Origin of the sequence: Streptomyces sp. JW3, from assembly GCF_052216785.1 — a bacterium.
Taxonomy (GTDB): Bacteria; Actinomycetota; Actinomycetes; order Streptomycetales; family Streptomycetaceae; genus Streptomyces.
Genome location: NZ_JBQOUX010000042.1, coordinates 38,193 through 61,616 on the forward strand (window position 1 = coordinate 38,193; position 23,424 = coordinate 61,616).

26 protein-coding genes and 2 pseudogenes are annotated in these 23,424 nt (G+C 73.8%); 17 read left to right on the top strand and 11 right to left on the bottom strand.

All coding sequences use genetic code 11. The features are described from left to right. Nucleotides 1-247: 247 nt before the first annotated feature. From ACTT8P_RS18820 to ACTT8P_RS18870, 11 genes are all read left to right on the top strand, one after another. Nucleotides 248-1,402 carry an LLM class flavin-dependent oxidoreductase gene (locus ACTT8P_RS18820; RefSeq protein ID WP_442832813.1) on the top strand — a complete coding sequence of 385 codons (1,155 nt, stop codon included), beginning with the start codon at nt 248-250 and terminating at the stop codon, nt 1,400-1,402. Then, the gene (locus tag ACTT8P_RS18825; protein WP_442832814.1) at nt 1,399-1,911 is read left to right on the top strand and encodes a GNAT family N-acetyltransferase; all 513 of its coding nucleotides are present in this window, start codon (nt 1,399-1,401) and stop codon (nt 1,909-1,911) included. The genes ACTT8P_RS18820 and ACTT8P_RS18825 overlap by 4 nt, the downstream gene beginning before the upstream one ends. Beyond that, the gene (locus tag ACTT8P_RS18830; protein WP_442832815.1) at nt 1,908-2,861 is read left to right on the top strand and encodes an ABC transporter substrate-binding protein; all 954 of its coding nucleotides are present in this window, start codon (nt 1,908-1,910) and stop codon (nt 2,859-2,861) included. Before ACTT8P_RS18825 ends, ACTT8P_RS18830 begins: the two co-directional genes overlap by 4 nt. A gap of 19 nt (nt 2,862-2,880) precedes the next feature. Further along, nucleotides 2,881-3,933 carry an amino acid ABC transporter permease gene (locus tag ACTT8P_RS18835; RefSeq protein WP_442832816.1) on the top strand — a complete coding sequence of 351 codons (1,053 nt, stop codon included), beginning with the start codon at nt 2,881-2,883 and terminating at the stop codon, nt 3,931-3,933. Continuing rightward, nucleotides 3,930-4,694: an amino acid ABC transporter ATP-binding protein gene (locus tag ACTT8P_RS18840; RefSeq protein ID WP_442832817.1), complete on the top strand. Its 765-nt coding sequence runs from the start codon at nt 3,930-3,932 to the stop codon at nt 4,692-4,694. Before ACTT8P_RS18835 ends, ACTT8P_RS18840 begins: the two co-directional genes overlap by 4 nt. Before the next feature lie 31 nt (nt 4,695-4,725). Then, nucleotides 4,726-5,706, top strand: coding sequence for an ABC transporter substrate-binding protein (locus tag ACTT8P_RS18845; RefSeq protein ID WP_442832818.1), 981 nt, complete (start codon nt 4,726-4,728; stop codon nt 5,704-5,706). 12 nt (nt 5,707-5,718) lie between these two features. Continuing rightward, the gene (locus ACTT8P_RS18850; RefSeq protein WP_442832819.1) at nt 5,719-6,636 is read left to right on the top strand and encodes an LLM class flavin-dependent oxidoreductase; all 918 of its coding nucleotides are present in this window, start codon (nt 5,719-5,721) and stop codon (nt 6,634-6,636) included. 101 nt (nt 6,637-6,737) lie between these two features. Further along, nucleotides 6,738-6,821, top strand: a complete 84-nt coding sequence (locus ACTT8P_RS18855) for a putative leader peptide (RefSeq protein ID WP_361160545.1) — start codon at nt 6,738-6,740, stop codon at nt 6,819-6,821. A 93-nt stretch (nt 6,822-6,914) separates the two neighbouring features. Continuing rightward, nucleotides 6,915-7,481, top strand: a complete 567-nt coding sequence (locus ACTT8P_RS18860) for a winged helix-turn-helix domain-containing protein (RefSeq protein ID WP_442832820.1) — start codon at nt 6,915-6,917, stop codon at nt 7,479-7,481. Between the two features lie 68 nt (nt 7,482-7,549). Further along, entirely contained in the window at nt 7,550-8,872 is a 1,323-nt protein-coding gene (locus tag ACTT8P_RS18865; RefSeq protein WP_442832821.1) for an acyl-CoA dehydrogenase family protein, read from the top strand. A 51-nt stretch (nt 8,873-8,923) separates the two neighbouring features. After that, complete coding sequence (locus ACTT8P_RS18870) at nt 8,924-9,808, top strand: glutathione S-transferase C-terminal domain-containing protein (protein ID WP_442832822.1); 885 nt, start codon at nt 8,924-8,926, stop codon at nt 9,806-9,808. Nucleotides 9,809-9,910: 102 nt separating this feature from the next. Here ACTT8P_RS18870 and ACTT8P_RS18875 read toward each other — a convergent pair whose 3' ends face one another. The 9 genes and pseudogenes from ACTT8P_RS18875 to ACTT8P_RS18915 form a co-directional block, all read right to left on the bottom strand. Continuing rightward, nucleotides 9,911-10,813 (bottom strand): ABC transporter permease, encoded by a 903-nt coding sequence (locus ACTT8P_RS18875; RefSeq protein WP_442832823.1) that lies wholly within the window; start codon nt 10,811-10,813, stop codon nt 9,911-9,913. Continuing rightward, nucleotides 10,800-11,597 (bottom strand): ABC transporter ATP-binding protein, encoded by a 798-nt coding sequence (locus tag ACTT8P_RS18880; protein ID WP_442832824.1) that lies wholly within the window; start codon nt 11,595-11,597, stop codon nt 10,800-10,802. Before ACTT8P_RS18880 ends, ACTT8P_RS18875 begins: the two co-directional genes overlap by 14 nt. Nucleotides 11,598-11,653: 56 nt before the next feature. After that, the gene (locus tag ACTT8P_RS18885; protein WP_442832825.1) at nt 11,654-12,760 is read right to left on the bottom strand and encodes an ABC transporter substrate-binding protein; all 1,107 of its coding nucleotides are present in this window, start codon (nt 12,758-12,760) and stop codon (nt 11,654-11,656) included. A 105-nt stretch (nt 12,761-12,865) separates the two neighbouring features. Then, complete coding sequence (locus tag ACTT8P_RS18890) at nt 12,866-12,967, bottom strand: putative leader peptide (protein WP_442832826.1); 102 nt, start codon at nt 12,965-12,967, stop codon at nt 12,866-12,868. A gap of 137 nt (nt 12,968-13,104) precedes the next feature. Then, entirely contained in the window at nt 13,105-13,563 is a 459-nt protein-coding gene (locus tag ACTT8P_RS18895) for an RrF2 family transcriptional regulator (protein WP_442832827.1), read from the bottom strand. A 407-nt stretch (nt 13,564-13,970) separates the two neighbouring features. Next, on the bottom strand, nt 13,971-14,456 hold the full coding sequence (locus ACTT8P_RS18900) for a DUF3618 domain-containing protein (RefSeq protein ID WP_442832828.1): 486 nt from the start codon (nt 14,454-14,456) through the stop codon (nt 13,971-13,973). Next, the gene (locus tag ACTT8P_RS18905; protein ID WP_442832829.1) at nt 14,453-14,893 is read right to left on the bottom strand and encodes a phage holin family protein; all 441 of its coding nucleotides are present in this window, start codon (nt 14,891-14,893) and stop codon (nt 14,453-14,455) included. Before ACTT8P_RS18905 ends, ACTT8P_RS18900 begins: the two co-directional genes overlap by 4 nt. A 114-nt stretch (nt 14,894-15,007) precedes the next feature. After that, entirely contained in the window at nt 15,008-15,220 is a 213-nt protein-coding gene (locus ACTT8P_RS18910) for a hypothetical protein (protein WP_442832839.1), read from the bottom strand. Between the two features lie 270 nt (nt 15,221-15,490). After that, nucleotides 15,491-15,589: pseudogene (locus ACTT8P_RS18915) on the bottom strand (hypothetical protein); the annotation flags it as partial. 18 nt (nt 15,590-15,607) lie between these two features. Here ACTT8P_RS18915 and ACTT8P_RS18920 point away from each other — a divergent pair. After that, entirely contained in the window at nt 15,608-15,820 is a 213-nt protein-coding gene (locus tag ACTT8P_RS18920) for a hypothetical protein (RefSeq protein ID WP_442832830.1), read from the top strand. Between the two features lie 8 nt (nt 15,821-15,828). Here the strand turns inward: ACTT8P_RS18920 and ACTT8P_RS18925 are convergent, their stop codons facing one another. Next, nucleotides 15,829-16,155, bottom strand: a complete 327-nt coding sequence (locus ACTT8P_RS18925) for a helix-turn-helix transcriptional regulator (RefSeq protein WP_442832831.1) — start codon at nt 16,153-16,155, stop codon at nt 15,829-15,831. Between the two features lie 129 nt (nt 16,156-16,284). Here ACTT8P_RS18925 and ACTT8P_RS18930 point away from each other — a divergent pair, with 129 nt between their 5' ends. Further along, nucleotides 16,285-16,629, top strand: a complete 345-nt coding sequence (locus tag ACTT8P_RS18930; protein ID WP_442832832.1) for an STAS domain-containing protein — start codon at nt 16,285-16,287, stop codon at nt 16,627-16,629. Nucleotides 16,630-16,708: 79 nt separating this feature from the next. Here the strand turns inward: ACTT8P_RS18930 and ACTT8P_RS18935 are convergent. Continuing rightward, nucleotides 16,709-17,050, bottom strand: a pseudogene (locus tag ACTT8P_RS18935) (maleylpyruvate isomerase N-terminal domain-containing protein); the annotation flags it as partial. Nucleotides 17,051-17,321: 271 nt separating this feature from the next. Between ACTT8P_RS18935 and ACTT8P_RS18940 the strand changes: the two are divergent. The 4 genes from ACTT8P_RS18940 to ACTT8P_RS18955 all read left to right on the top strand — a co-directional run bounded on the left by ACTT8P_RS18940 (nt 17,322) and on the right by ACTT8P_RS18955 (nt 23,378). Continuing rightward, nucleotides 17,322-18,092 (top strand): class I SAM-dependent methyltransferase, encoded by a 771-nt coding sequence (locus ACTT8P_RS18940; RefSeq protein WP_442832833.1) that lies wholly within the window; start codon nt 17,322-17,324, stop codon nt 18,090-18,092. Continuing rightward, entirely contained in the window at nt 18,089-21,304 is a 3,216-nt protein-coding gene (locus ACTT8P_RS18945) for an amidohydrolase family protein (protein WP_442832834.1), read from the top strand. Before ACTT8P_RS18940 ends, ACTT8P_RS18945 begins: the two co-directional genes overlap by 4 nt. A gap of 210 nt (nt 21,305-21,514) precedes the next feature. Further along, a complete protein-coding gene (abc-f, locus tag ACTT8P_RS18950; RefSeq protein ID WP_442832835.1) occupies nt 21,515-23,137 on the top strand; it encodes a ribosomal protection-like ABC-F family protein in 1,623 nt (540 codons plus the stop codon). A 46-nt stretch (nt 23,138-23,183) separates the two neighbouring features. Next, entirely contained in the window at nt 23,184-23,378 is a 195-nt protein-coding gene (locus tag ACTT8P_RS18955) for a DUF5302 domain-containing protein (protein WP_442832836.1), read from the top strand. Nucleotides 23,379-23,424 lie beyond the last annotated feature (46 nt).

Sequence of the window (23,424 nt, forward strand, 5' to 3'; positions counted from 1 at the left end):
GACCGGCCCTTCCCTCCCTCGGTGACCCCGTCGCGGGCCGAGTTCCCTCTTCGCGTGGACGCGCGCTGCCGCTCCTTCGTCCTTCTTCGCCTCTCGGCGTCATCACGGCTCTGACGTGCCCTCACGGCGTCTCACGTCGCATCACCCCTCAGTACGTCTCATTACGTCGCATCACGTTCCTCATCCACCGGCGGCTGCCGGGCCCCCGTACGCGCGCGGCCGGCAGCCCCTGCGAAAGGCCCTTGCCATGCCCGTGGAATTTCTTGGCATCGCCGCCACCAACGACGGTTCGGAGACCGCGCCGCGCTCCGGTGCCGCCTTCGACAAGGAGTACACGCTCCGGCTCGCCCGGGCGCACGAGGACCACGGCTGGGACCGGGTGCTGTTCGCCTACGGCTCCGGAGCACCCGATCCGGCACCGGCCGCCGCCTACATCGCGAGCCGGCTGGACCGGCTCCAGATCCTGCTGGCGCACCGGCCCAACGTGTCCTACCCCACCTTCGCCGCGAAGACCTTCGCCACCCTCGACCGGATCAGCGAGGGACGGCTGACCGTCCATTTCATCACCGGCGGCAACGACCACGAGCAGGCCCGCGAGGGCGACACCCTCACCAAGGACGAGCGCTACGCCCGCACCCGGGAGTACATCGGCATCGTCAAGAAGATCTGGACCACCCACGAGCCCTTCGACCACGAGGGCGAGCACTACCGCTTCCACGACTTCGTCAGCGACGTCTTCCCGGTCCGACAGCCCCGCCCCGGCGTCTCGTTCGGCGGCTCGTCACCCGCCGCCTACGCGGCCGGCGGCGCCGAGGCCGACATCTACTGCCTGTGGGGTGAGCCGCTGGCGCGGACCGCCGAGCAGATCGAGCGGGTCAAGGCCGCCGCGCGGGCCGCCGGCCGCACCGACGTGCCCCGCGTCCAGGTCGCCTTCCGCCCGATCATCGCGCCGACCGAGGAACTGGCCTGGGAGAAGGCGCACCGCACGGTGGGTACCATCCGGCAGCGCCGCGAGGCCGGCCTGGTCCGCCACCACCGCGGCGGCGGCCCGCAGGCCGGGCCGCCGCAGAACACCGGCTCGCAACGGCTGATCGCCATCGCCGAGGCGGGGGAGCGCTACGACCGCGCCCTGTGGACCCCGACCGCCGCCGCCACCGGCGGCGCGGGCAACTCCAACGCCCTGGTCGGCACTCCGGAGACGGTCGCCCAGGCCCTCCTGGACTACTACGACCTCGGCGTGGACATCCTCTCCGCCCGCGGCTACGACCTGCTCGGCGACGCCATCGACTTCGGCCGGTACGTCATCCCGATCGTCCGCGAGGAGGTCGCCAAGCGCGACGCCAAGCGCGACGCCGAGCGGGCGGCCCGCGCACCCCAGACCCTCGCGGCGGTGCGCGGATGACGTCCGCCCCCGAGCTGACGGTGGTTCAGGTACCGGTGTCCGACCCGCGGGTGCGGCCCCTGCTGCGCGAACTCGGCGACGAGTACTCCCGCCGCTACGGCAAGGACGCCCACGCCGAACTGGCCCGCTACCCGGACGAGGAGTTCACCGCCCCGCACGGCGGCGCGCTGCTGCTCCTCCTGGACCGCGCCGAACCGGTGGCGGGCGGCGCCTTCCGCCGCTACGACGCCGACACCGCCGAGCTGAAACGCATGTGGACGCACTCCGCGCACCGTCGCCGCGGCCTGGCCCGCCGGGTCGTCACCGAACTCGAACACGAGGCACGGGTACGCGGCTACCGGCGGATCTGCCTGACCACCGGACCCCGCCAGCCCGAGGCCCGCGGCCTGTATCTGGCCACCGGCTACACACCGCTGTTCGACACCACCGCCGACCCGGAGACCATCGGGCCACTGCCGTTCGAGAAACACCTGAAGCACCTCGAGTACGTGAAGGAGCACACCTCGTGACGCCCACCGCGGTCCGGGTCCGCCCGCGCCTCGCCACCGCCCTCGCCCTGCTGCCGCTGCTGGCGCTGACCGCCTGCGGCTCCGGCAGCACCGACGGCACGGCACCGGCGGGCGCCCAGTCACCGGCCCCCACCGACGACCCGGTCGCCGCCGTGCGCAAGGTGGCGTCGGCCGCCGCCCTGCTGCCCGCCGACGTACGCGAGGCGGGCGTCCTGCGGGTGGGCAACTCGGCCGGGGCGCCGCCCTCCGCCTACTTCCCGAACGGCTCCGACCAGGAGCCCGAGGGTCAGGACATCGACCTCACCGACGCCGTCGCCAAGGTCCTCGGCATCACGGTGCGACGCCAGGACGCGTCCTTCGAGACGATCCTGCCCGCCCTCGAAAGCGGCAAGTACGACGTCGGCACCGGCAACTTCGGCGTCACCACCGAACGCCTGAGGACCATCGACTTCGTCACCTACATCGACGACGGCCAGGGCTTCGCGGTGAAGAAGGGCAGCGGCACGCTGAAGAAGAAGGTCACCGACCTCACCCAGCTGTGCGGCCTGACCATCGGCACCAACGCCGGCACCACCTTCGAAGCCACCCTGAACGCGCAGAAGCACGTGTGCGCGGATGCCGGGAAGAAGCCCTACGACGTCAAGGTCTACTCGGAGAACGGCGCCACCCTCACCGCGCTCCAGCAGGGCCGCATCGACGTGATCATGTCGACCATCAACGGCCTGCGCTACCAGGCCGCGCAGCCCGCCTCGGGCACCGCCTTCCTCGGCGAGTACCACCGCCTCGACGTCGGCTTCGCCTTCAAGAAGGGCTCCCCGCTCACCAAGGCGTTCCAGGCCGCCGTCGACGAACTGATCGAGGACGGCACGTACGCCCGGATCCTGAAGAAGTGGGGCACCTCCGCCTCCGCGATCGACGCGTCGCGGATCAACCCGCCCGAACACACCTGAGCCGACCGGGAACCCCGCCATGCGACTCACCACCGAACCCGCCGCCCCGCCGGGCACCGCCGTGCTCCCGCCGCCGCCCGACGACCCGGCCGCCCTCGAGGTCGTCCCCGCCCGCCACCACGCCCGCTGGGCGGCGGCCGTCGTCGTGGCCGTGCTGGTCGCCCAGTTCGGGCACGGCCTGGCCACCAACCCGGTTTGGGAATGGGACGTCTTCGGCGACTACGTGCTGTCCGAGACGATCGTCGAAGCGGTCTGGGTCACCCTCCAGCTGACCGCCTACGCCACCGTGCTCGGCTTCCTGCTCGGCACCGTCCTGGCCTTCATGCGGCTGTCGCGCAGCCCGCTGCTCCAGACCGTCGCCTGGAGCTACATCTGGATCTTCCGCTCCATCCCGATGATCGTCCAGCTGGTGTTCTGGTTCAACCTCAGCGCCCTGTACGAACGGCTGGGCGTCGGCATCCCCTTCGGACCGGTGTTCTGGTCGGTGGACAGCGACAGCCTCATCGGCACCATCGGCGCCGCCGTCATCGGCCTCTCCCTGCACCAGGCCGCCTACGCCGCCGAGATCGTCCGCGGCGGCGTCGTCTCGGTCGACCCGGGCCAACTGGAGGCGGCCGCCGCCCTGGGCATCCCCCGGCTGCGGCAAATCCGCCGGATCGTGCTGCCGCAGGCCATGCGCGCCATCCTGCCCACCGCCGGCAACGAGATCATCGGCCTGCTCAAAGGCACCTCGGTGGTCTACGTGATGGCCATCGGCGAACTCTTCTACCAGGTCCAGGTCGTCTACGGCCGCAACGGCCGGGTGATCCCGCTGCTGCTGGTGGCCACCGCCTGGTACGTGCTGCTGACCTCCGTGCTGTCGGTCGCCCAGTACTACGTCGAGCGTCGCTTCGCCCGCGGCGCCGACCGCACCCCGCCGCCCACGCCGCTCCAGCGCGTCCGGTACTCCGTCCGCTCCCTGCGCGCGGCGGCCGCCCGGCGGGACCAGCCCGTCGTACCGCTGAAGGAACTACCACCGAAGGAACTACCACTGAAGGCACTACCACTGAAGGAACCGGGAGAGAGCCGATGAGCGAGGTCATGGTGGACATCCGCGGCGTCCACAAGAGTTTCGGCCCGCTCCAGGTGCTGCGCGGCGTCGACCTGCGGGTGGACGCCGGGCAGGTCACCGTGATCCTCGGGCCCTCCGGCTCCGGCAAGTCCACGCTGCTGCGCACCATCAACCACCTGGAGAAGGTCGACCGCGGCTGGATCAGCATCGACGGCGAACTCATCGGCTACCGCCGCTCCGGAGACACCCTGCACGAACTGAAGGAGAAGGACGTCCTCAGGCAGCGCACCCACATCGGGTTCGTCTTTCAGGACTTCAACCTCTTCCCGCACCTCACCGTCCTGGAGAACCTCGTCGAGGCGCCCGTCTCCGCGCTCGGCCGCCCGCGCGCGGCGGCCGCGGAGACGGCACACCGGCTGCTGGACCGGGTCGGACTCGCCGACAAGGCCGCCGCCTATCCACGCCAGCTCTCCGGCGGTCAGCAGCAGCGGGTCGCCATCGCCCGCGCGCTCGCCCTGGAACCCAAGGTGCTGCTCTTCGACGAACCCACCTCGGCGCTCGACCCCGAGCTGGTCGGCGAGGTCCTCGACGTCATCAAGGACCTGGCCGGCACCGGCACCACCATGATCGTGGTCACCCATGAGATCGGCTTCGCCCGCGAGGTCGCCGACACCGTGGTCTTCATGGACGGCGGTGTCGTCGTCGAACAGGGCCCGCCCGCCGCCGTCCTGGACACCCCGCGGCACCAACGCACCCGTGCCTTCCTCGCCAAAGTCCTCTGACCGCCCCCACCACCACCCCAGGAGAACCACCGTGCCCGCCCTCGCCCGCACCGCCACCACCACCGCGATCGGACTCGCCACCGCCCTCGTCCTCGCCGGCTGCTCCGACCCCTCCGACGGCTCCACCACCGAGGTCGCGGACACCTTGGGCACCAAGACGAGGATCAACCTGAGTGCCGACCAGAAACGCGTCAGCACGGCGAAGGTCGGTTCCATAGCCGCCCGGGTGCCGGCGAAGATCCGCGACAGAGGCACCCTGGAGGTCGTCGCCTCGTCCTCCTCCGCGGCGCCGCTGAACTTCTACGCCACCGACAACAAGACCGTCATCGGCGTCGAGACCGACATCGCCCACCTGGTCGGCGACGTCCTCGGCCTGAGCATCGACACCACCCCGGTCTCCTGGGAGAACATCTTCGTGGGCCTCGACAGCGCCAAGTACGACGTGGGATTCAGCAACATCACCGTCACCGAGGAGCGCAAGGAGAAGTACGACTTCGCCACCTACCGCGAGGACAACCTCGGCTTCGAGGCGAAGAAGGGCAGCGGCCTGAAGGTCGACGGGCCCGAGGACGTGGCCGGACTGACGGTCGCCGTGAGCAGCGGCACCAACCAGGAGAAGCTGCTCGTCCAGTGGTCGAAGGAGAACGTGAGGGCCGGCCGGAAGCCGGTCGACATCAAGTACTACCAGAGCGACAGCGACACCTACCTCGCGCTCCAGTCCGGCCGCATCGACCTCTACCTCGGCCCCAATCCGACCGCCGCCTACCACGTGGCCAGTGGCCAGAAGACGGAGGTCGTCGGCACGTACTCCGGGGCCGGTGAGACCGTGCAGGGCCTGATCGCGGCCACCACCAAGAAGGACAGCGGACTGGTCCGGCCGCTCGCCGACGCGCTGAACGAGGTCATCGACAACGGGACGTACGCCCAGGTCCTCGCCCGCTGGGGCCTGTCCGACGAGGCCGTGACCAAGTCGGAGATCAACCCGCCCGGCCTGCCCAGGACCGGACAGTGAGGGACTGAGCCCATGTCCCGCCGACTTCACCTCTCCGTGGCGCTGGACGTGGCGCCGGACGACGACAGCGCCTCCCGCTGGGCCGAGCTGGCCCGCCTCGCGGAACAGGGCACCCTGGACTTCGTCACCGCCGCCGACACCGCGCCGCTGACCGGCATCGCACCGGTGACGAGCCGCGTCGGCCTGGTGCCGGCCGTGTCGGCCGTGTCGGCCGTGTCGGCCGGCCGGGCCGGTCCGCCGCGCGCCGCCGCCGTGCTGGCCGGCCTCGACTCCGCCAGCGGCGGCCGGGCCGGCTGGCTTGTGGACATGCCCGCCGACGAGGCCGACTCCGGCCGCCGGTACCTGACTTCGGGGCCCGACCGGTGGGCGGCGGCCGCCGGCACCGTGGCGGCGGCGGCGCGGCTGTGGGACGGCCGGGACACCGCGTCCCCCGCGCCCCGCCCGCCGCAGGGCCGGCTCCCCGTCGCCGTCGCCCTCGACGTGCACGACACGGACGGGCAGTGGGAACTGGCCGCGTCCCACGCCGATCTGGTGCTGCTCGACGCCGACGGCCCGGCCACCGCCCGGCTGGCCCGAGCGGCGCTGCGCCGCCGGGTGACCGAGGCCGGGCGGGACCCGGAGGGGCTCCGGGTGCTGCTGCGGCTCGCCGTCGGACTCGGTGGGAGAGGGGAGCGGTTGCCGCCCGCCGAAGCCCGGTTCACCGGCACCGGCGCGGACCTCGCCGGCCTGCTCGCCGACTGGCGGGCGGCCGGCGGTGTGGACGGCTTCCACCTGCTGCCGGCCTCAGCCCCCGCCGACCTCGCCGCCGTGGTCCACGACGCCGTACCGGTACTGCGCGAACGCGGCCTGCTGCGCACCGCCTACACCGGCCGCACCCTGCGCGAGCACCTCGGCCTGCCCGCGCCGCGGCCGGCCCGGAGCGGCCACTGAAGGGCCACTGAAGGGTCGCTGAACGCCCTTTCTCTATTATCCCTACCGGATTTATAGGAAACTGTTGACCGGGGGTGGTCCGGGTGCGCAGGATGGAACGCATGTCCAGTACGCAGCAGCCGCTCGTTCGCCGTCGGCATGTCGACTTCTGTCGCGTCGCCAGCGCGGTCTGCCGTCTTCCGTAGGACGCCCCCACCCTCTTCCGCTCTCTCGCCGCTCGCCTCCTCCCGGCCGCCTCCCCTGCCCGGCCGCCCGGCGCCCCTGTCAAGGAGCCCGTCATGACCACCCCTCTGCCGTCCGAGACCCCGGCCCCCGACCCCGGCTCCCGCCACCTGCGGCTGGTGCCCGAGCACCCGCCCGGCGACCCGGCCGCCGGGGCCACCGGGCCGCTCGTCGGCTACGTCGTCTTCGTCCCGGAAGGCACCGACCCCGCCCGGCTGTTCGTCCCGGACGGACCGCGCCCGGTCATCCATCCCCTCACCCCTGTGCCGGGCGCCGCCGGCCCGGGCCCGGCCGAGCCGGACGGCGAGATCCAGGTCGACGCCGTACGCCGGATCGCGCGGATCGACGGACGCGTACTGGACCTGACCTACCTGGAGTTCGAGCTGCTCGCCCACCTCGTCGCCCACCCCGACCAGGTGCTCTCCCGCGAGTCACTGATCGGCAGCGTCTGGGGGTACGGCCACATCGGCGACGGCCGCACCGTCGACGTGCACATCGCCCGGGTCCGGGCCAAGCTCGGCCGCGCCCACCGGCACCGGATCGTCACCGTCCGGCGCGTGGGCTACAAGTACACCCCCGGCCGGCCGGGGTGTTCCGGCCCCGCGTCCCGGGACCAGTCCTGAGGAGGAACGACCGTGGCACTGCCACAGCCCGGCCCGCTGTCCGGCCGCCGGTCACCGAGGGGCCGGGCATGGATGTGACGACCGCCCCCGACCCGGCCGTGACCGCCCTCGACCCGGCCGTGACGGCCCTCGACCCGGCCACGACGGCCACGGGCCCGGCGGGCGCGCGGCGCGGCCGTACGCACTGGCTGCGCGTCGCCCGTGAGGTGGCCGACGACCTGGCCACCGACGCCATCACCCGCGACCAGGCCGGCAAACCCCCGTTCGACGAGGTCGACCGGCTCCGCGAGGCCGGACTGCTGACCCTGCTGATCGCCGCCGAACACGGCGGGGGCGGGGCGGACTGGGGCACGGCGCACGCCGTCGTCCGGGAGATCGCCGCGGCCGACGGCGCCATCGGCCAACTCCTGGGCGGCCACTACGTGCTGTCCTGGACGGCCCGCTTCTTCGCCGGCCCCGAGACGGCCGCACGGATCGCCCGGGACTCCGCCGCCGGCCAGTGGTGCTGGGGCGGCGGCTTCGCCGCCCACGAACCGCCCCTGCGGCTCACCCCGGACGACAGTGGCGGCTACCTGCTGAACGGGCGGCAGGGCACCGTCGGCGGTGCCCGGGTCGCCGACCGGCTGGCCGTCCGCGCCGCCCGCTCCGACAGCGGCGAACCGCTGGCCGTCCTGGTCGACCCCGCCCACCCCGGCGTGACCAGCGGCGACGACGGGGACGCGTTCGGACAGCGGCTGTCCGGCGGCGGCAGCGTGGAGTTCGACGCCGTACCGGTCGCGGCCGACGCGGTGCTGGGCTCGCTCTCCGCCGACGAGGGCGCGCTGCCGCCGTTCGCGGGCCTCGCGGCCGCCACCGCCCGGCTGGTCTCCGCCCAGCTCTGTCTGGGCATCGCCGAAGGAGTGCTCGCCGAGGCCCGCGAGTACACCAGGACCCGGGAGTACAGCCGGGCCGGCGATCGCACCCCGCTCGGCGACTACCCCGTGGCCGGCCTCCCGGCCTGGCAGGACGGACTCGCCCAGGACCCGCACGTACTGGTCACCTACGGCGAACTCACCGTCGACGCGCGAGCCGCGTCCGCCCTCGCCGACCAGGCCGTGGCCGCCCTCGACGACGGACTGGCCCGCGGCGAGGACCTCACCGACGACGAGTGCGCCGAGATCTCCGTACTGGCCGCCGCCGCCGAAGCCGCCGCCGCGCGCGCCGTCCACGACATCACCACCCGCACCCTGGACGTCATCGGCCCCGGCGCCGCCTCCTCACGCCACGGATTCGACCGCTTCTGGCGCAACGCCCGCACCCACACCCTCTACCACCCCGTCGCCCACGGACTGCGGCAGGTCGGGGACTACTTCCTCAGCGGAGCACACCCTCCGTTCGCCCTCCCCGCCTGACGGCACCGCACGCCGCGACCGCCCCCACCGGAACCGTCCCCAGGGAGAAACATGCCCGCCACGCCCTCGCCAGCCGTGCCGTCCCTGCCGTCGTTCCGGGGCCGGATCGGCCGTGACCCGCGCAGCGGTCACTACGCCGCGCCCCGCCGCTACCGGCTCCACCTCTCGCTGGCCTGCCCGCACTGTCTGGGCATCGCCATCACCCACCGCCTGCTCGGCCTCGACGACGTCCTCCCGGTGACCCTGCTGCCCGCCGTGCCCGACGAACCCGGCGGCGGCCACACGGCCCTGCGCCCTCTGTACGAGGCCAGCTCGCACCGCCACCCGGGACCGGCCACCGCGCCCGTGCTCGGCGACGACTGGACCGGCCGGATCGTCAGCACCCACACCCCCGACATCCTGCGCGACCTGGCCCGGCACTTCGGCCCCGCGGACCGCTGCCGTCCGGTGCTGTACCCCTGCGGCCAGGACGAGGAGATCGACGCCGTGCGACGCCTGTGCGAGCACGGCATCAACGACGCGGCCCAGACGGCCGGACAGGCCGACGCCGCCCCGGCGTCCCGCACCGCCGCCCTCGGCTCGCTGCTGCGCGTCCTCGGCTCCCTGGAGTGGCGGCTGGCCACCGGTCCGTACCTGCTCGGCGACGAGCTCACCGCCGCCGACGTCGAGCTGTGGGTGGCCCTGGTGCGGCTCGACACCGTGCACCGCCGGCACCTGGACGCCTGTGCCGTGCAGCGGATCGCGGCCCATCCCCGGTTGTGGGCCTACGCCCGGCGGCTGGCCGCCCACCCCGCCTTCGGCCCGCACCTCGACCTGGACGGCATCGCCCGCCGGCACGACGCGCACTGCCGCGGACCGGAGGCGGCCGGTGCGGCGCTGCGCATTCTGGACTGGTCCGCGCCCGCCCGCGACGGTGTCACGGCCGAGGCGGTCTGAACCGGCGGGCACCCGCGCTGCACCGGCGGGCACCCGCGAAGGCACCGGCCGCGTACGGCCGGTGCCTTCGTCATCGTGTGATCTTCCTGGTACGGGTGGGTCTCAGCGGGTGACCAGCAGTCCCCGGCCGCGCAGCACCCGCCGCTCCAGCGGACTGAAGACCAGCAGGTCCACGGCGATGCCCACCACCAGGATCAGCAGGATGGCCAGGAACACCTGTGACATGCTGGAGTTGTTGCGGCCGTTCTCCAGCAACTGGCCCAGCCCCACGCCCAGATCGGGCGAGGACGCGATGATCTCGGCCGCCATCAGCGACCGCCAGGAGAAGGCCCAGCCCTGCTTGAGCCCCGCGAGGTAGCCGGGCAGCGCGGCCGGCATCACGATGTGCCAGGCACCGCGCAGCCCGGTGGCGCCCAGCGTCCGGCCGGCCCGCAGGAACAGCGGCGGAATCTGGTCCACCCCGGCCACCAGACCGTTGGCGATCGACGGCACGGCACCGAGCAGGATCACCGCGTACATCATCTTGTCGTCGAGGCCCAGCCAGATCACCGCGGGCGGCACCCAGGCGACGGACGGCAGCGACTGGAGCCCGGACAGGATCGGCCCGATCGCGGCCCGGACGAACCTCACCCGGGCGACCAGCAGTCCGAGCGGAGTGCCGATGACCAGTGCCAGCAGGAAGCCCAGCAGACCCCGGGAGACGGAGGTCCAGATGTAGCCGAGCAGCGTGCCCTCGAGCCACGCGGTGGACACCTCGTCCCACACCGCGGACGGCGAGGGCAGCTTGTACGACGGCGCGACCTGCGCCCACACCAGGACCTGCCAGACGACCAGGACCAGGGCGACGGCGGTGACCGGCGGCAGCACCTTGCGCAGCAGGGTCTCGCGCAGCGGCGTACGGCTCACCTGCACGGTGTCCAGCGCGTCGAGCCCGGCCTCCAGCCCGGCCAGGTCCTGCGACGCCTTGTCGTGCCCCGGTGCCGGATCGGTGTCAGTGCTGGCCATGGCGGCGGATCTCCCCCCGTAGTTCTTCGGTGATCTCGGCGGACAGCTCGGCGACCGCGCTGTCCTCCAGGCGGCGCGGCTGCGGGATGCCGACCGTCCAGGACCGGGCGATCCGCCCGGGCCGCGACGACAGCAGCACCACCCGCTGGGCCAGCCGCACCGCCTCGCGCACGTTGTGCGTGACGAACAGCACCGACAGGCCGGTCTCCCGCCAGATCCGGGTCAGTTCGTCGTGCAGTACGTCCCGGGTGATGGCGTCCAGCGCCGCGAACGGTTCGTCCATCAGCAGCAGCCTGCTGTCCTGGGCCAGCGCCCGGGCCAGCGCGACGCGCTGCCGCATCCCGCCGGACAGTTCGTGCACCCGCTTGCCGTACGCGCCGTGCAGCCGGACCAGTTCGAGCAGCCGCTCCGCCTCCGGCCGCCGCTCGGGCTTCGCCACCCCGCGCATCTTCAGCGCGAGTTCGATGTTCTTGCCCGCCGTCAGCCACGGGAACAGCGCGTGCTCCTGGAACATCAGGGCGGGCCTGCCGTCCGTGTTGATGGCACCCGCGGACGGCGCGTCGAGCCCGGCCACCAGGTTCAGCAGCGTGGACTTGCCACACCCGGAGGCCCCCAGGAGGGTGACGAACTCACCCGGCGCGACATCGAGGGTGATGTCGTCGAGGACGCGTTGCTGTCCGCCGGGCGCCCCCGGCGCGGGGAAGGACTTCGAGACGTGCTCGACCCGAGCGGCGGGCGTCGCGGTCCCGGTGTCCTCAGCGGCCTTGGCGGTCGCGGTGGCCATGGTCGTCACCTCCTGGGAGCTTCATGGATCTCACGAGCGGGGTCGTTGTCGCCGGGTCACTCGGTGCCGAGACCGGCGTCGTCGACCTCGGCCTCGCCCTCGGCCTTGAGGACCTTGTTCAGCGGCGCGAGGTCGTAGATGCCCTGGAGGTTCGGCTGCTCCAGCAGACCGGCCCTCACCGCGTGCTCCGCCTCGGTGTCCAGGGTGGCGGCCAGCGGGTCGTCCAGGAACGTGATGGACTTCCACGCCGGGTCGATGACCTCGGCCGGCAGCGCCTTGCCGGAGAGCTTCTCCAGCGCCTTGTTGGCGGACGCCTTCGCCTCGTCGGGGTTGGCGTTGATCCACTTGTTGGTCCTGACCGAGCCGCGCAGCACCGCCTCGACCACGTCGGGGTGCTCCTTGAGGAACTTCTGCGACACGATGATGTTGGTGATGACGAACTTCTTGTCCGGCCACAGGTCGGACTCGTCCAGCAGCACCTTGGCGCCGTCCGCGACCAGCTTGGAGGCGGTCGGCTCCGGCACCCAGGCGCCGTCGATGGAGCCGGACTTGTAGGCGTCCGGGGTCACCTTGTTGTCCGAGCGGACCACGGAGACGTCGCCCTTGCCGCTCTCGGCGTCGACCTTCCAGCCCTGTTCCGCGATCCAGTTGAGGAACGCGACGTCCTGGGTGTTGCCGAGCTGCGGGGTGGCTATCTTCTTGCCCTTGAGGTCGTCCGTGGTCTTGATCTTGTCCGGGTTGACCACGAGCTTGACCCCGCCGGAGGCGGAACCGCCGATGATCCGCAGGTTCTTGCCGTCCGACTTGGTGTAGCCGTTGACGGCGGGGGAGGGGCCGATCCAGCCGATGTCGATGGACCCGGAGTTCAGCGCCTCGATCTCGGACGGGCCGGCGTTGAAGGTCGACGCCTTGATCGTGGTGCCGCCCAGCTCCTTCTGGAACAGGCCCTCCTGGACGCCGACCAGCGCGGTGGCGTGGGTGAGGTTCGGGAAGTAGCCGATCTTGACCTCGTCGGCGGAGAGCTTCTTCGCGTTCGCGGCGACGCCGCTTGGGGTGTCGTCGTCGGTGGACTCGGAGCCGTAGCCGCAGGCCGTCAGCAGAAGGGGGAGCGCCGCCAGGGCGGCGAGGGTGCGCAGGGCGGTGAACGGTCTGGCGGCAGACACGGAGGTGTCCTTTCGGAAGGTGCGTGGGCACGGAGCTGCGGAGGCACGGGCGGCGCGGGCCGGGGGGAACGTCCAGGGGCGGTACGGCGATGCGGACGCCGTCTCTCAGCCGTTGGGACAGACGGCGCTGGACGTGCGGAGGAGGTCGATGTGCCGACGGGAGGTGAGCAGGGGCAGGGACCGGCCTGCGCGGCTGAGCGTGCTCATGGTCACCCCTCGATTCCTAGTTTTCCCACCGGGTTGATAGGGATCGTGGCAGAAGGTGACGCCTACCCCAAGGGGTTGTTCATATGATGGTCAGCCGCGTCCCATCATGTGAGACACGACGGTGAGGGGCGGACGGATCAGGGGTTGGTCCAGGCCCCCGGAGTGTCGGTCAACGCGGCCACCTCGGCGGGCAGTTCGGCCGCCGCGACGTCGGCCAGCGTCACGCCGTCCAGAATCTCGCGGACATTGGAACGCAGCGCGATCCACAGCGGCAGCAGCGACTGGGCGGGGCCCCGGTAGGACAGCTCCGGCGGGCGCACTCCGCGTACCGAGACCAGGGGGCCGTCCACGACGCGGATCACGTCGGCGATGGAGATGGCGGCGGCCGGCTTGGCCAGCCGGTACCCGCCGTTGCCGCCGCGCTGGCTGACCACGAGCCCGCCGCGGCGCATGTCGCTGAGGATGCCCTCGAGGAACTTGTGCGGGATGTCCTGGGCGTCGGCGATGGCCTCCGCCTTCACCGGCCCGTCATCCCCCGACGCGACGAGTTGCAGCGCGGCACGTACCGCGTAGTCCGCCCTGGCTGAGATCCGCATACGTGCATTATTCCGCACGGCGGCCGGGCACTGCGCCGGACGCCTCGACAGGACCGGCACCCTCGCACGGGACGCCGGGAGGGCCCGGCCCCGACGACCTCACCTACCCGGTCCGGCCCCACGGGCCGCGCCAGCCCGAAGCCGGCCGCGGCAAAAGGCCCGCGCCCGCCCCGAAGCCGGCCGCCGGCAACAGGGCCCGCGCCCGGTCGGGGCGTCGTGCCGGGGTGCTCGGGCGGGCGTTCGCGGTCCGGGTCAGTTCCTCGGCGCCGCAGCGTCAGCCGAAGCGGCGCGGCGCACCCCAGCGGGCCGCTCCCGCCCCATTGCCGCCCGGGCGGAGGCGCGCCCAGGCGGCACGTCGCGCCGAGGCGTGTGGGCGAGGGGTGCGCGGGCGGAGGTCGCCGCCCGGGTCAGTTCCCCCGGCGCCGCAGTGCCAGCCAGAGCAGTACGGTGCCCGTGCCCGCGCCGGCCAGCAGCAGGACGCGGTTGTCCCGGGCCGCCCGGGCCGCCCGGTCGGTCTTCTCCCGTACCGGCTTCGGCGCCTTGTCGTGCCAGACCTGGCCGGCCCGGGACGCCGTGGCGCGGGCCTGCCCGGTGGCCCGGGCGGCCTTGTCCCGGACCGGATCCGGCACCTTGTCCCGGACCTGCTGCGCCACCTCGCCGGCCTTGGCCTTGGCCTGTCCGGTCACCGCGGCGGCCTGCTGCCTGGCCTGGCCGGCCATCGCCGCGGCCTGTTCCTTGGTCTGGTTCGCCTTCTCCTGGGCGCGGGCCTTGACGTCCGTCCTGGCCGCCAGCGCCTCCACTGTCTCGCCCAGTTCCTGGCGGGTGCGTTCCACCTGCCGGCGCAGTTCCTCGGGGTTCTGCGCGGTCGGCTCGTCGTGCGGCGGCTGGGTCATCGGTGTGCGCTCCCCTTGATCTCGGCCACATCGGCCTTGACGTTCTCGATGGTCCGCTGCGGTGTCGGCGGCGCCGCCCGGCTGACCTGCTTCTTCCCGGTCAGGGCCAGCACCGCGGCGATCACGCCGAGCACCGCGGTCACGATCAGCGCCGCGGCCCACACGGGCAGCGGGACCGCCAGCGCGGCGATCGCGGTGGCCACCAGGGCCTGGAGCATCAGGAAGCCCACCAGGCCGGCGCCGCCGAACATGCCGCCGCCCTTGCCGTACCGCTTCCCCTTCTCCTTCATCTCCGCCTGCGCCAGTTTCAGTTCGCCGCGCACCAGCTCGGTCAGCTGCTGCGAGGCCCGCTGCACCAGCTCGCTCACCGGCTCCTGCCCCGGTCCGTGCCCCGGCCCGTGTCCGTCCGCCCCGGCGGAGGGCGGCCGTGTGCTCATGGTCGCCACGGTGATCATCTCCCGTTCCGTTCGCCGCTTGCCGGGTCCGCGCCGCGGTCCCGGCGTCCCTGAAGCGCGCGAGTACCCCCGACAGCGGCTACCAGACGGCCGGCGTCAGGCGGCGTCCGTGCGCCGGTCCTCGTCACCGGTGGCCCGGCGATGGCGGTGCTCCGTCGCCGTGCCGCCGATCAGCCGCAGATGCCGGCGGCGCCCGTGCCGCACCGGCGACGGCTCCCGGGGCGGACCGAACAGCCGGTCCTCCAGCCGGTCCATCCCGTAGAGCACGAGCCCCAGGGCCGGCAGCAGCAGAACGGCGACGACGATCATCAGGGCCCCCTTCACCGACAGCACTGAACCGGGTGCCCGCTGTGCGGTCCCTGAGCGGCTGCCCGAGGTGAAGGTTCCATGACTGTGAGACGGAGACCCCGACACCGTCCGCCGCCATGCCGACCGCCCCGCGCGGGTAGCCACGGTCCGAACGGGATCTCGCGGTGCCGGAACACGGCGTCGGGGTAGATGCCGAGCAGCGCGGCCGGGCGACACCCGGCCGCGCACGAAGTCCAGGTGCGCGTAGAGGCAGCTGGTGAACAGGTCGGGGGCGAGGTCGGTCAGCAGCCGGTTGGTGCCGGTCAGGCCCTGCCGGGGCGAGGTGCCGCGGGCCGCGCCCGCGGGGACGGCGGTCCGGACCTGCCCCATGAGGGCGGCGGCCGCGTCGTGGCGCTGGACGGCGCCGTCGCCGAGCCTGATCAGGTCGCCGACCTCGACGAGCCCGTCGCCCGCCTCGCGCGCCACTCCGCCGAGGCCGACGACCGGGACCTGGACCTGCTGATCGGCGACCCTCTGGCGAAGGCCGGCCCCACCGGCCGGCGCACCGACGACGTCGCGTTCCTGGCTCTGCGCCGGGACCCGGCCGACGACGGCCCTTGAACCCCGGTCTAGGACTTGGGGCCGCGCTGCGCGTCGTGCCGGGCCAGGACGGACAGGACCGCGGCCACGGTCAGACCGGCCTCCGCCTCGGCGGGGTGCCGCAGCGGGACACCCGGTTCGATCCGGTAGACGTTCGACCGCCCCCGACGGGTGTGGGAGAGGTAGCCGTCCTCCTCCAGGTCCGCGATTATCTTGTGCACCGCGCGCTCGGTGAGCCGGCAGTGCGCGGCGATGTCCCGCACGCGCGCGCTCGGATCGTCGGCGATCACCGCCAGGACGCGGGCGTGGTTCGTCAGAAATGTCCAGCCGGTGTGTGGCTCAGGTACTCCACCCATGATTCCTGAGTATGACGTGTGTTTCATGCAATGGTAAATAGGAACACGATTTCAGGTATCAGTTGACAGGTATGGCGGCCGGGGTCGATTCTGGTCCGAGACCAAGCACGGGAAAGGACGACGTGTGCCATGACCCCGCAACCGTTCTCCGCGGTGCGCTCGCTCACCCCCGACGGTGTCACCGTGGTGACGCTGCGCGGTGACATCGACCAGGACGTCGGCGCCGAGGTGCGCCAGGCGCTGCTGCCGTCCGGTGTTCCGGCCCCGTTCACGGTCGTCGACCTGGCTTCGGTGTCCTTCATGGACACGGCCGGCATCAACGCGCTGATCCAGGCCCACCGCGCCGCGCGGTCCCGCGACGGCTGGATACGGCTGGCGGCGTGCTCGCCGACGATCCTGCGCGTGTTCGACATCCTGGGCGTCGACGGGCTCATCGGCTGCTACCCCACGGTCCGGGAGGCCCTCGGCGACTGACCCGCCGCCGGTCATCCGAGCACGAACGGCAGCCGTGCGGCCAACGGCCCGACCCGGTCCCGCGCCGCACCATCCGGCCCGGATCGGCCGCCCCGGCGGCCCGGCCCACGTCGTCCAGATGGAACTTGAGCAACCCGGGGACACGGTACGCGGCGGCCAGCCGCACGGTCAGCGCGTCGAGGGGGTCGTCACCGGCCGGCGGTGCCCCGGTGATCTCCCCGTACGTCGCCGCGTCCCGGGTGGGCGCGGCGTCGACCGGGGTGGCGAGGAGGATCGGGACGTCCTGGGCGTCGATGACCAGATGACAGACCAGGACCCGGCACAGCCGGCCGGTACAGCCGGACGGCCGGGCGAAGTCCGCGTCCGGCACCCCGGCGACCACCGCGCGCAGCGCCGCCCAGCAGCGCGAGAAGAGCTCCACGACGGCACGGTAGTGCGGGGCGCACGGGCCGACCAGCCACCGCCCGGACAGCGCCATCCGGCCCGCCGCCGGCGTCCGGGCCGGGGCTCCCCCGAAAGGGGGGCGGTCGAAGCGTCCGGGGTCCGCGCGGCGGCCCGCGGGCGTACGCGCACACCCGCCCGTGCTTCCGTGCGCTCCGGGCGGACGCGCGCCCTGCACCGGCCGGGCGGCCCGCGGTGGCAGGGTCCAGTCGTCGTGACCCGCCGCGAGACCCTCGAAAGGGGACCCAGGTATGGAGCCGCCGAAGACCCTGACCACAGGTGGTCTGCGGACCGACGAGGACGCCTACCACGACGCGTTCACCCGGTTCCTCGCCCGCAGCGACGAGAAGGCCGTCCTGCACGCCTACCTCGACGAGGTGGTGCGCGGGCTGCCCGCCCGGCGGGTGTTCCTCGACGTGGGCCCCGCCGACGGCACGACCACCCGGCACGTCGGCCGGTCCTTCCAGCGCACCGTCTGCGTCGAACCCAGCGAACCGATGCGCAGGGCCCTCGCCCGCACCTGCCCCGACGCGCAGGTGCTGACCGAGCCGGTGCTCCGGGCCGACCCCGGCGTCGGCGCCGACCTGGCACTGCTCTCCCACGTGCTGTACTACATCCCCCGCGAGGACTGGGCCCGCACGGTCCGCCGGGTCCTCGGCTGGGTCCGGCCGGGCGGCACCCTGCTGGTCGTCCAGCAGGACCCGGACAACGCGTGCATGCGGATGGTGCGCCACTTCACCGGCGTCCGCCTCGGCCTGCGGGACCTCGCGGACGAACTCGCCGCCGCTGCGGACAGCCCGGCCGGTGACCTGCGGATGGAGACCGTGCCCGCCCACTACCGCAGCACCGACCTGGCGGAGACGGTCACCGTGGCCGGCTTCCTGCTCAGTTTCCCCGGCAGTGCCCGGCCCGCGCGGCAGGCCGTGGAGGAGTACGTACAGCGGCACTTCGCGACGGAGGACGGCGGATACCTGATGGCGCATCAGCAGGACGTCCTGCGCATCGAACGTCCCGGCTCATGAGCCGGCCGGAACCGGTGGACGGGACCGGCCGCGCGACGGACTCCGGCCGGGTCAGCCGGCGCGGCTTCCTGGGCGCGGCGGCGGCCACGGCCGCCCTCCCGGCCGTGGCCGGACCCGCGGCCGCGCACCCGGACCCGACGGCCCGGCGACCGGCACCGGACTCGGTCGCCTTCACCGAGCTGACCGGCGGGTCGGTCACCGCCGCCCGGGGCGGCGACGTCCTGATCGCCGAGGTGCAGGGAGTCCTCTGGCGGATTCCCCGGGCGGGCGGCACCGCCGTGCGGCTGACCGACTGGGAGCTGGAGGCGACCCGCCCCGCGCTGTCGCCCGACGGCACGACGGTGGCCCTGGTGGGTTACCGGGGCGGCGGCTTCCACCTGTGGACGCTGCGGGCGGACGGCGGCGGGCCGCGGCGCCTGACCGACGGGCCGTGGGACGACCGCGGCGTGGCCTGGTCGCCCGACGGGACCCGGCTCGCCTTCGCCTCCGAGCGGGGCGGCGACCCGGTGGCCGGCACCGCCTACGGCCTGTGGACCTGCGACCCCGACGGCGGCCGCGCGCGCCGGGTGACCGGCGGGGCCTTCGACGACCAGGACCCCGTCTGGTCACCGGACGGACGGTCCCTGGTCTGCGTACGCGCCGCGCATCTGCCCGACGGCACCTCAGACGGCGGCCGGACACTGGTGCGCGTACCCCTCACCGGCGGCGCGGCGCAGACCCTGCACACCGTGACCGCGGGCCGCCTGACGTGCCCCGCCGTCTCCCCGGCGGGCCGGGTCGCCTGGCTGCGGCTGTCCGATGCGGGCGCCTCGACGTCCGCACCGGCCACGCGGACCGCGCTGCTGGTGGACGGCCGGGTGGTCACCGACGACGAGGACCTCGCCGCGGCGCCGCCCTGCTGGCTCGACGAGGACCGGCTGCTGTACGTCGCCGACGGCCGCATCCGGATCCGTACCCTCAGCGCCGCCTCCGGCAGCCGGTCCGCCCGGGACATCCCCTTCGCCGCCCACCTGCCGGTGCCCCGCAACCGATGGCGGCCCAAGGCCCGCCCGTACGATCCGGACCGCCCCGTCCCGGTGCGCGGCATCCACCTCCCGGCGCTGTCGCCCGACGGACGCGGCGTGGCCTTCGCCGCGCTCGGCACCCTGTGGCTGCTGCCGGTCGGCGGGGAGCCGCGCGCCCTGGTGCGCGAGGCCCCGGTGCACCATCTCCAGATGCCCGCCTGGGCCCCCGACGGACGCAGCCTGCTCTACTGCACCGACCGCGACGGACTGGCCGCCGTCCGCCGCCGGCACCTGGACGGCGACCGCGACGAACTCGTCGCCGGCGGCGGCCGGCTGTACCCGGCGCTCTCCCCGGACGGCTCCCGACTGGCCTGCCAGGACGTCACCGGCAACCTCCTGCTGCGCACCCTGGCCACCGGCACCGAGCGGGTGATCGCCCGGCCGCTGTCCGCCGACGGACCACCCGGCGCGCCCACCTGGTCACCGGACGGCCGCTACCTGGCCTTCTGCGACCGCAACCGGCTCAACCACCGCTTCCGCGAGGGCTACCACCTCATCCGGGTCGTCGACACCCGCACCGGCACCGACCGGCGCCACCTGCCCGCGCCCCACCAGTCGCTGTCCGACCGGGCCGCCGCCGGACCGGTGTGGTCGCCCGACGGCCGGCACCTGGCACTGGTCGCCGAATCGGCCCTCTGGCTGCTGCCCGTCACCCCCGCCGGCACCCCGGCCGGCCCCGCCCGCCGGCTCACCGACGAACCGGCCGACCACCCCAGCTGGGCCGCCGACTCCCGCACCCTGCTCTACCTCTCCCGCGGACGGCTGCGCCTGCTCACCCTGGGCGACGGCGAAGACAGCGGCGGCTTCGCGACCCGGACGCTGGGCACCGCCGGGATCACCACCCGCCCCGCCCGCCCCGACCGCCGCGAACCACTGCGGGTCCACGCCGGGCAGCTCTGGGACGGCACCGGCACGCCCCCGCGGCACGACGTCGACATCCTCGTCCGCGACGGCCGGATCAGCGCCGTCGAACCGCACCGCGCCCGCCGCCCCGGCCACCGCACCCTCGACGCCTCCCAGCAGACCGTGCTGCCCGGCCTGTTCGACAGCCACACCCACCCCTACACCGCCACCTACGGGGCCCGGCAGAACCTCGCGGCCCTCGCCTACGGCATCACCACCACCGCCTGTCTCGGCGGCTCCCTCTACGACGCCGTCCGGCTGCGGGAATCCACCGACAGCGGCCACAGCACCGGCCCCCGCCTGCTGGCCTGCGCGGAACTCGTCGACGGCGCCCGGACCGCGTACAGCATGGGCCGGGCCCACCGCACCACCGCCGGTGTGCGGCGCACCCTGCGCCGGGCCGCCGCCCTCGACGTCGACTTCGTCAAGACGTATGTACGCGCCTCCGGTTCCGTCATGGCCGAGGCCGCCGCGGCCGCCCACACGCTGGGCGTGCCCTGCGGCAGCCACCTGTGCGCACCCGGCCGCGCGGCGGGACAGGACCTGACCACCCACCTCCAGGCCACCCAGCGCCTGCCGTACGGCCACGCCACCACCCCCCAGGGCCACCTCCACCAGGACCTGGCCGCGCAGTACGCCGACGGCCGCTTCGCTCTGATCGGCACGCCGTTCACCGCGCAGATCCTGCTCGCCGCCGACCCCGCGCTGGCCGCCGACCCCCGGGTGAGCGCCCTGCTGCCGCCCTGGGACGCCGCCGCCGTCCGCGACCGCGCCGGCGCCGCGGCCACCGACGCCGAACGGCACGCCCTGGCCGTGGAGATGGGCAACTACCGGCGGCTCGCCGAGGCCGGTGCCACCCTGGCCCTGGGCACCGACGCACCGCTGGTACCGGCCGGCCTGTCGCTCCACCTCGGCCTGCGCGCCCTGCACGGCCACGGCTTCACCGCCGCCCAGGCGCTGCACACCGTCACCACCGTCCCGGCCCGGCTGTTCGGCCGCTCCGCCGACCTCGGCACGGTCGAACCGGGCAAGCTCGCCGACCTCACCTTCGTCGACGGCGACCCGTTCCGTGACTTCGGCCACCTCGTGCGCACCTGCGCCGTCCTGCGCGCCGGAACTCCGCACCGCACGGCCGAGCTGACCGCCGCCTACGGCACCGTTCCGCAACCGCCCCCGGAAACCGGCTCGTGGCTCGACGTGGCCCACCGGCTGCGGCGCGGCTCCTGCTGCCGCCCCGACGACTGACCCGCTCGCCCGCTCGCCCTCTCGTCCGGCTGTCCGGCTGTCCGGCTGTCCGGCTGTCCGGAAAAACTCGGTTGCCCCGCCGTCGGATGCGTGCCAGCGTGTGGGGGTACTGTCGTCGAGGCAACGGAGCGGACATGCTCATCCAGAACGTTCTCCCGACCCAGCGGCCCACCCGGGCCGCCTCGCTCGCGAACGTTCCGGAGTACTCGCATGCCCACGCAGCTCACCGCCCGCGCCGTGACGAAGTCGTACCACGGCCGGCTCGTCCTTGACTCCGTCACCTGCACCCTCACCACCGGTGAACGCACCGGTGTGGTGGGGGAGAACGGTTCCGGCAAGAGCACCCTGCTGCGGCTGCTCGCCGGTGCCGAGCGGCCCGACAGCGGTGACGTCGTCGTCCAGAGCGACGGCGGCCTCGGCCACCTCCCGCAGGACGGCCGGCTGCCGCCCCACCACAGCGTCCAGCAGGTCGTCGACGAGGCACTGAGCGACCTGCGCGCCCTCGAGCGCCGGATGCGCGCGCTGGAAACGGCGATGACCGCGGGCGAGGACGCCGCGCTCACCGAGTACGGCGCGCTGACCACCGCCTTCGAACTGCGCGGCGGCTACCAGGCGGACGCCCGCGTCGAGCGCGCCCTGCACGGACTCGGCCTGCCCCACCTGCCCCGCGACCGGGCCGTCGGCGCCCTCTCCGGCGGCGAACAGGCCCGGCTGCGGCTGGCCGCCGTCCTCGCCTCCGATCCCGAGGCGCTGCTCCTGGACGAGCCCACCAACCACCTCGACGCGGCCGCCCTGACCTGGCTGGAAGACCACCTGCGCGGCCGCCGCGGCACCACCGTCGTCGTCTCCCACGACCGCGCCTTCCTGGAACGCGTCGCCACCACCCTCCTGGAGGTCGACGCCGACCGGCACACCGTCACCCGCTACGGCAACGGCTACGCCGGCTACCTCGCCGAGAAAGCCGCCGCCCGCGTCCGCCAGGCCCAGGAACACGCCCGCCGGCAGGCCGAGATCGACGCCCTGCGGGAGAGCACCGCCACCACCGCCCGCCGGGTCGCCCCCGGCCGCGGCATCCAGGACAAGAACAAGATGGCCTACGGCATGGCCGCCGGCCGCGTCCAGCAGGCCCTGGCCGGCCGCGTGCGCAGCGCCGGGCAGCGGCTGGACCGCCTCCTCGCCGATCCCGTCCCCGCGCCCCCGGAGCCGCTCCGCTTCGCGCCCGCGTTCCGGCCGAGCCCGCTGACCGGCACGGCCCTCACCGCCACCGGCCTCACCGTGCAGGGCAGGCTGGCCCCCGTCGACCTCACCGTCGCGGCCGGCGGGCGGCTGCTGGTCACCGGGGACAACGGCACCGGGAAGTCCACCCTGCTGCGCCTGCTGGCCGGCCGGCTCGCCCCCGACGCGGGCCGGCTGACCCGGCGCGGCCGCGCCGGTCACCTGCCCCAGGAGCCCGTCTCCGGCCGGCCCGGCGCGACCGTCCTCCAGACCTACGCCCGCGGCCTGCCCGGCACCCCGGAGGAACACACCGAACGGCTCCTCGCCCTCGGCCTGTTCGCCCCCGACCGCCTCACCGCCCGGGTCACCGACCTGTCCACCGGCCAGCGGCAGCGGCTCGCCCTGGCCCGGCTGCTCAGCCGCCCCTGCGACATCCTGCTCCTCGACGAGCCCACGAACCACCTCTCGCCGGCCCTCGCCGAGGAACTCGAAGAGGCCCTGCGCGGTTACCCCGGCACCCTCGTCCTCGTCTCGCACGACCGCCGGCTGCGCGAGCGCTGGCGGGGCGGCCATCTCGCCCTCCCGGCCCGGGACCGGAGCCCCGCTCCGTCCGCCTGAGCCCCACCGAGCCACCGTCCGACCACCGAATGAAGGAGACCCCCACATGACCGACAGCCCGGAAAAGAAGACCGAGAAGACCGACGAGCAGACCGAGGCCAAGCGCAAGTTCCAGGAGGCGCTGGAGCGCAAGGCCCGCGCCAGCAGGTCCCAGCAGGCACACCAGGACGGCAGGCAGAAGATCAAGGGCCTGAACGGGCCCAAGGGCCAGAGCCGCAACTTCCGCCGCAAATCCGGCTGACGCTCCCCCTCCCGGGCCGCCGCGCTCCGCACCAGCGGACCGCGGC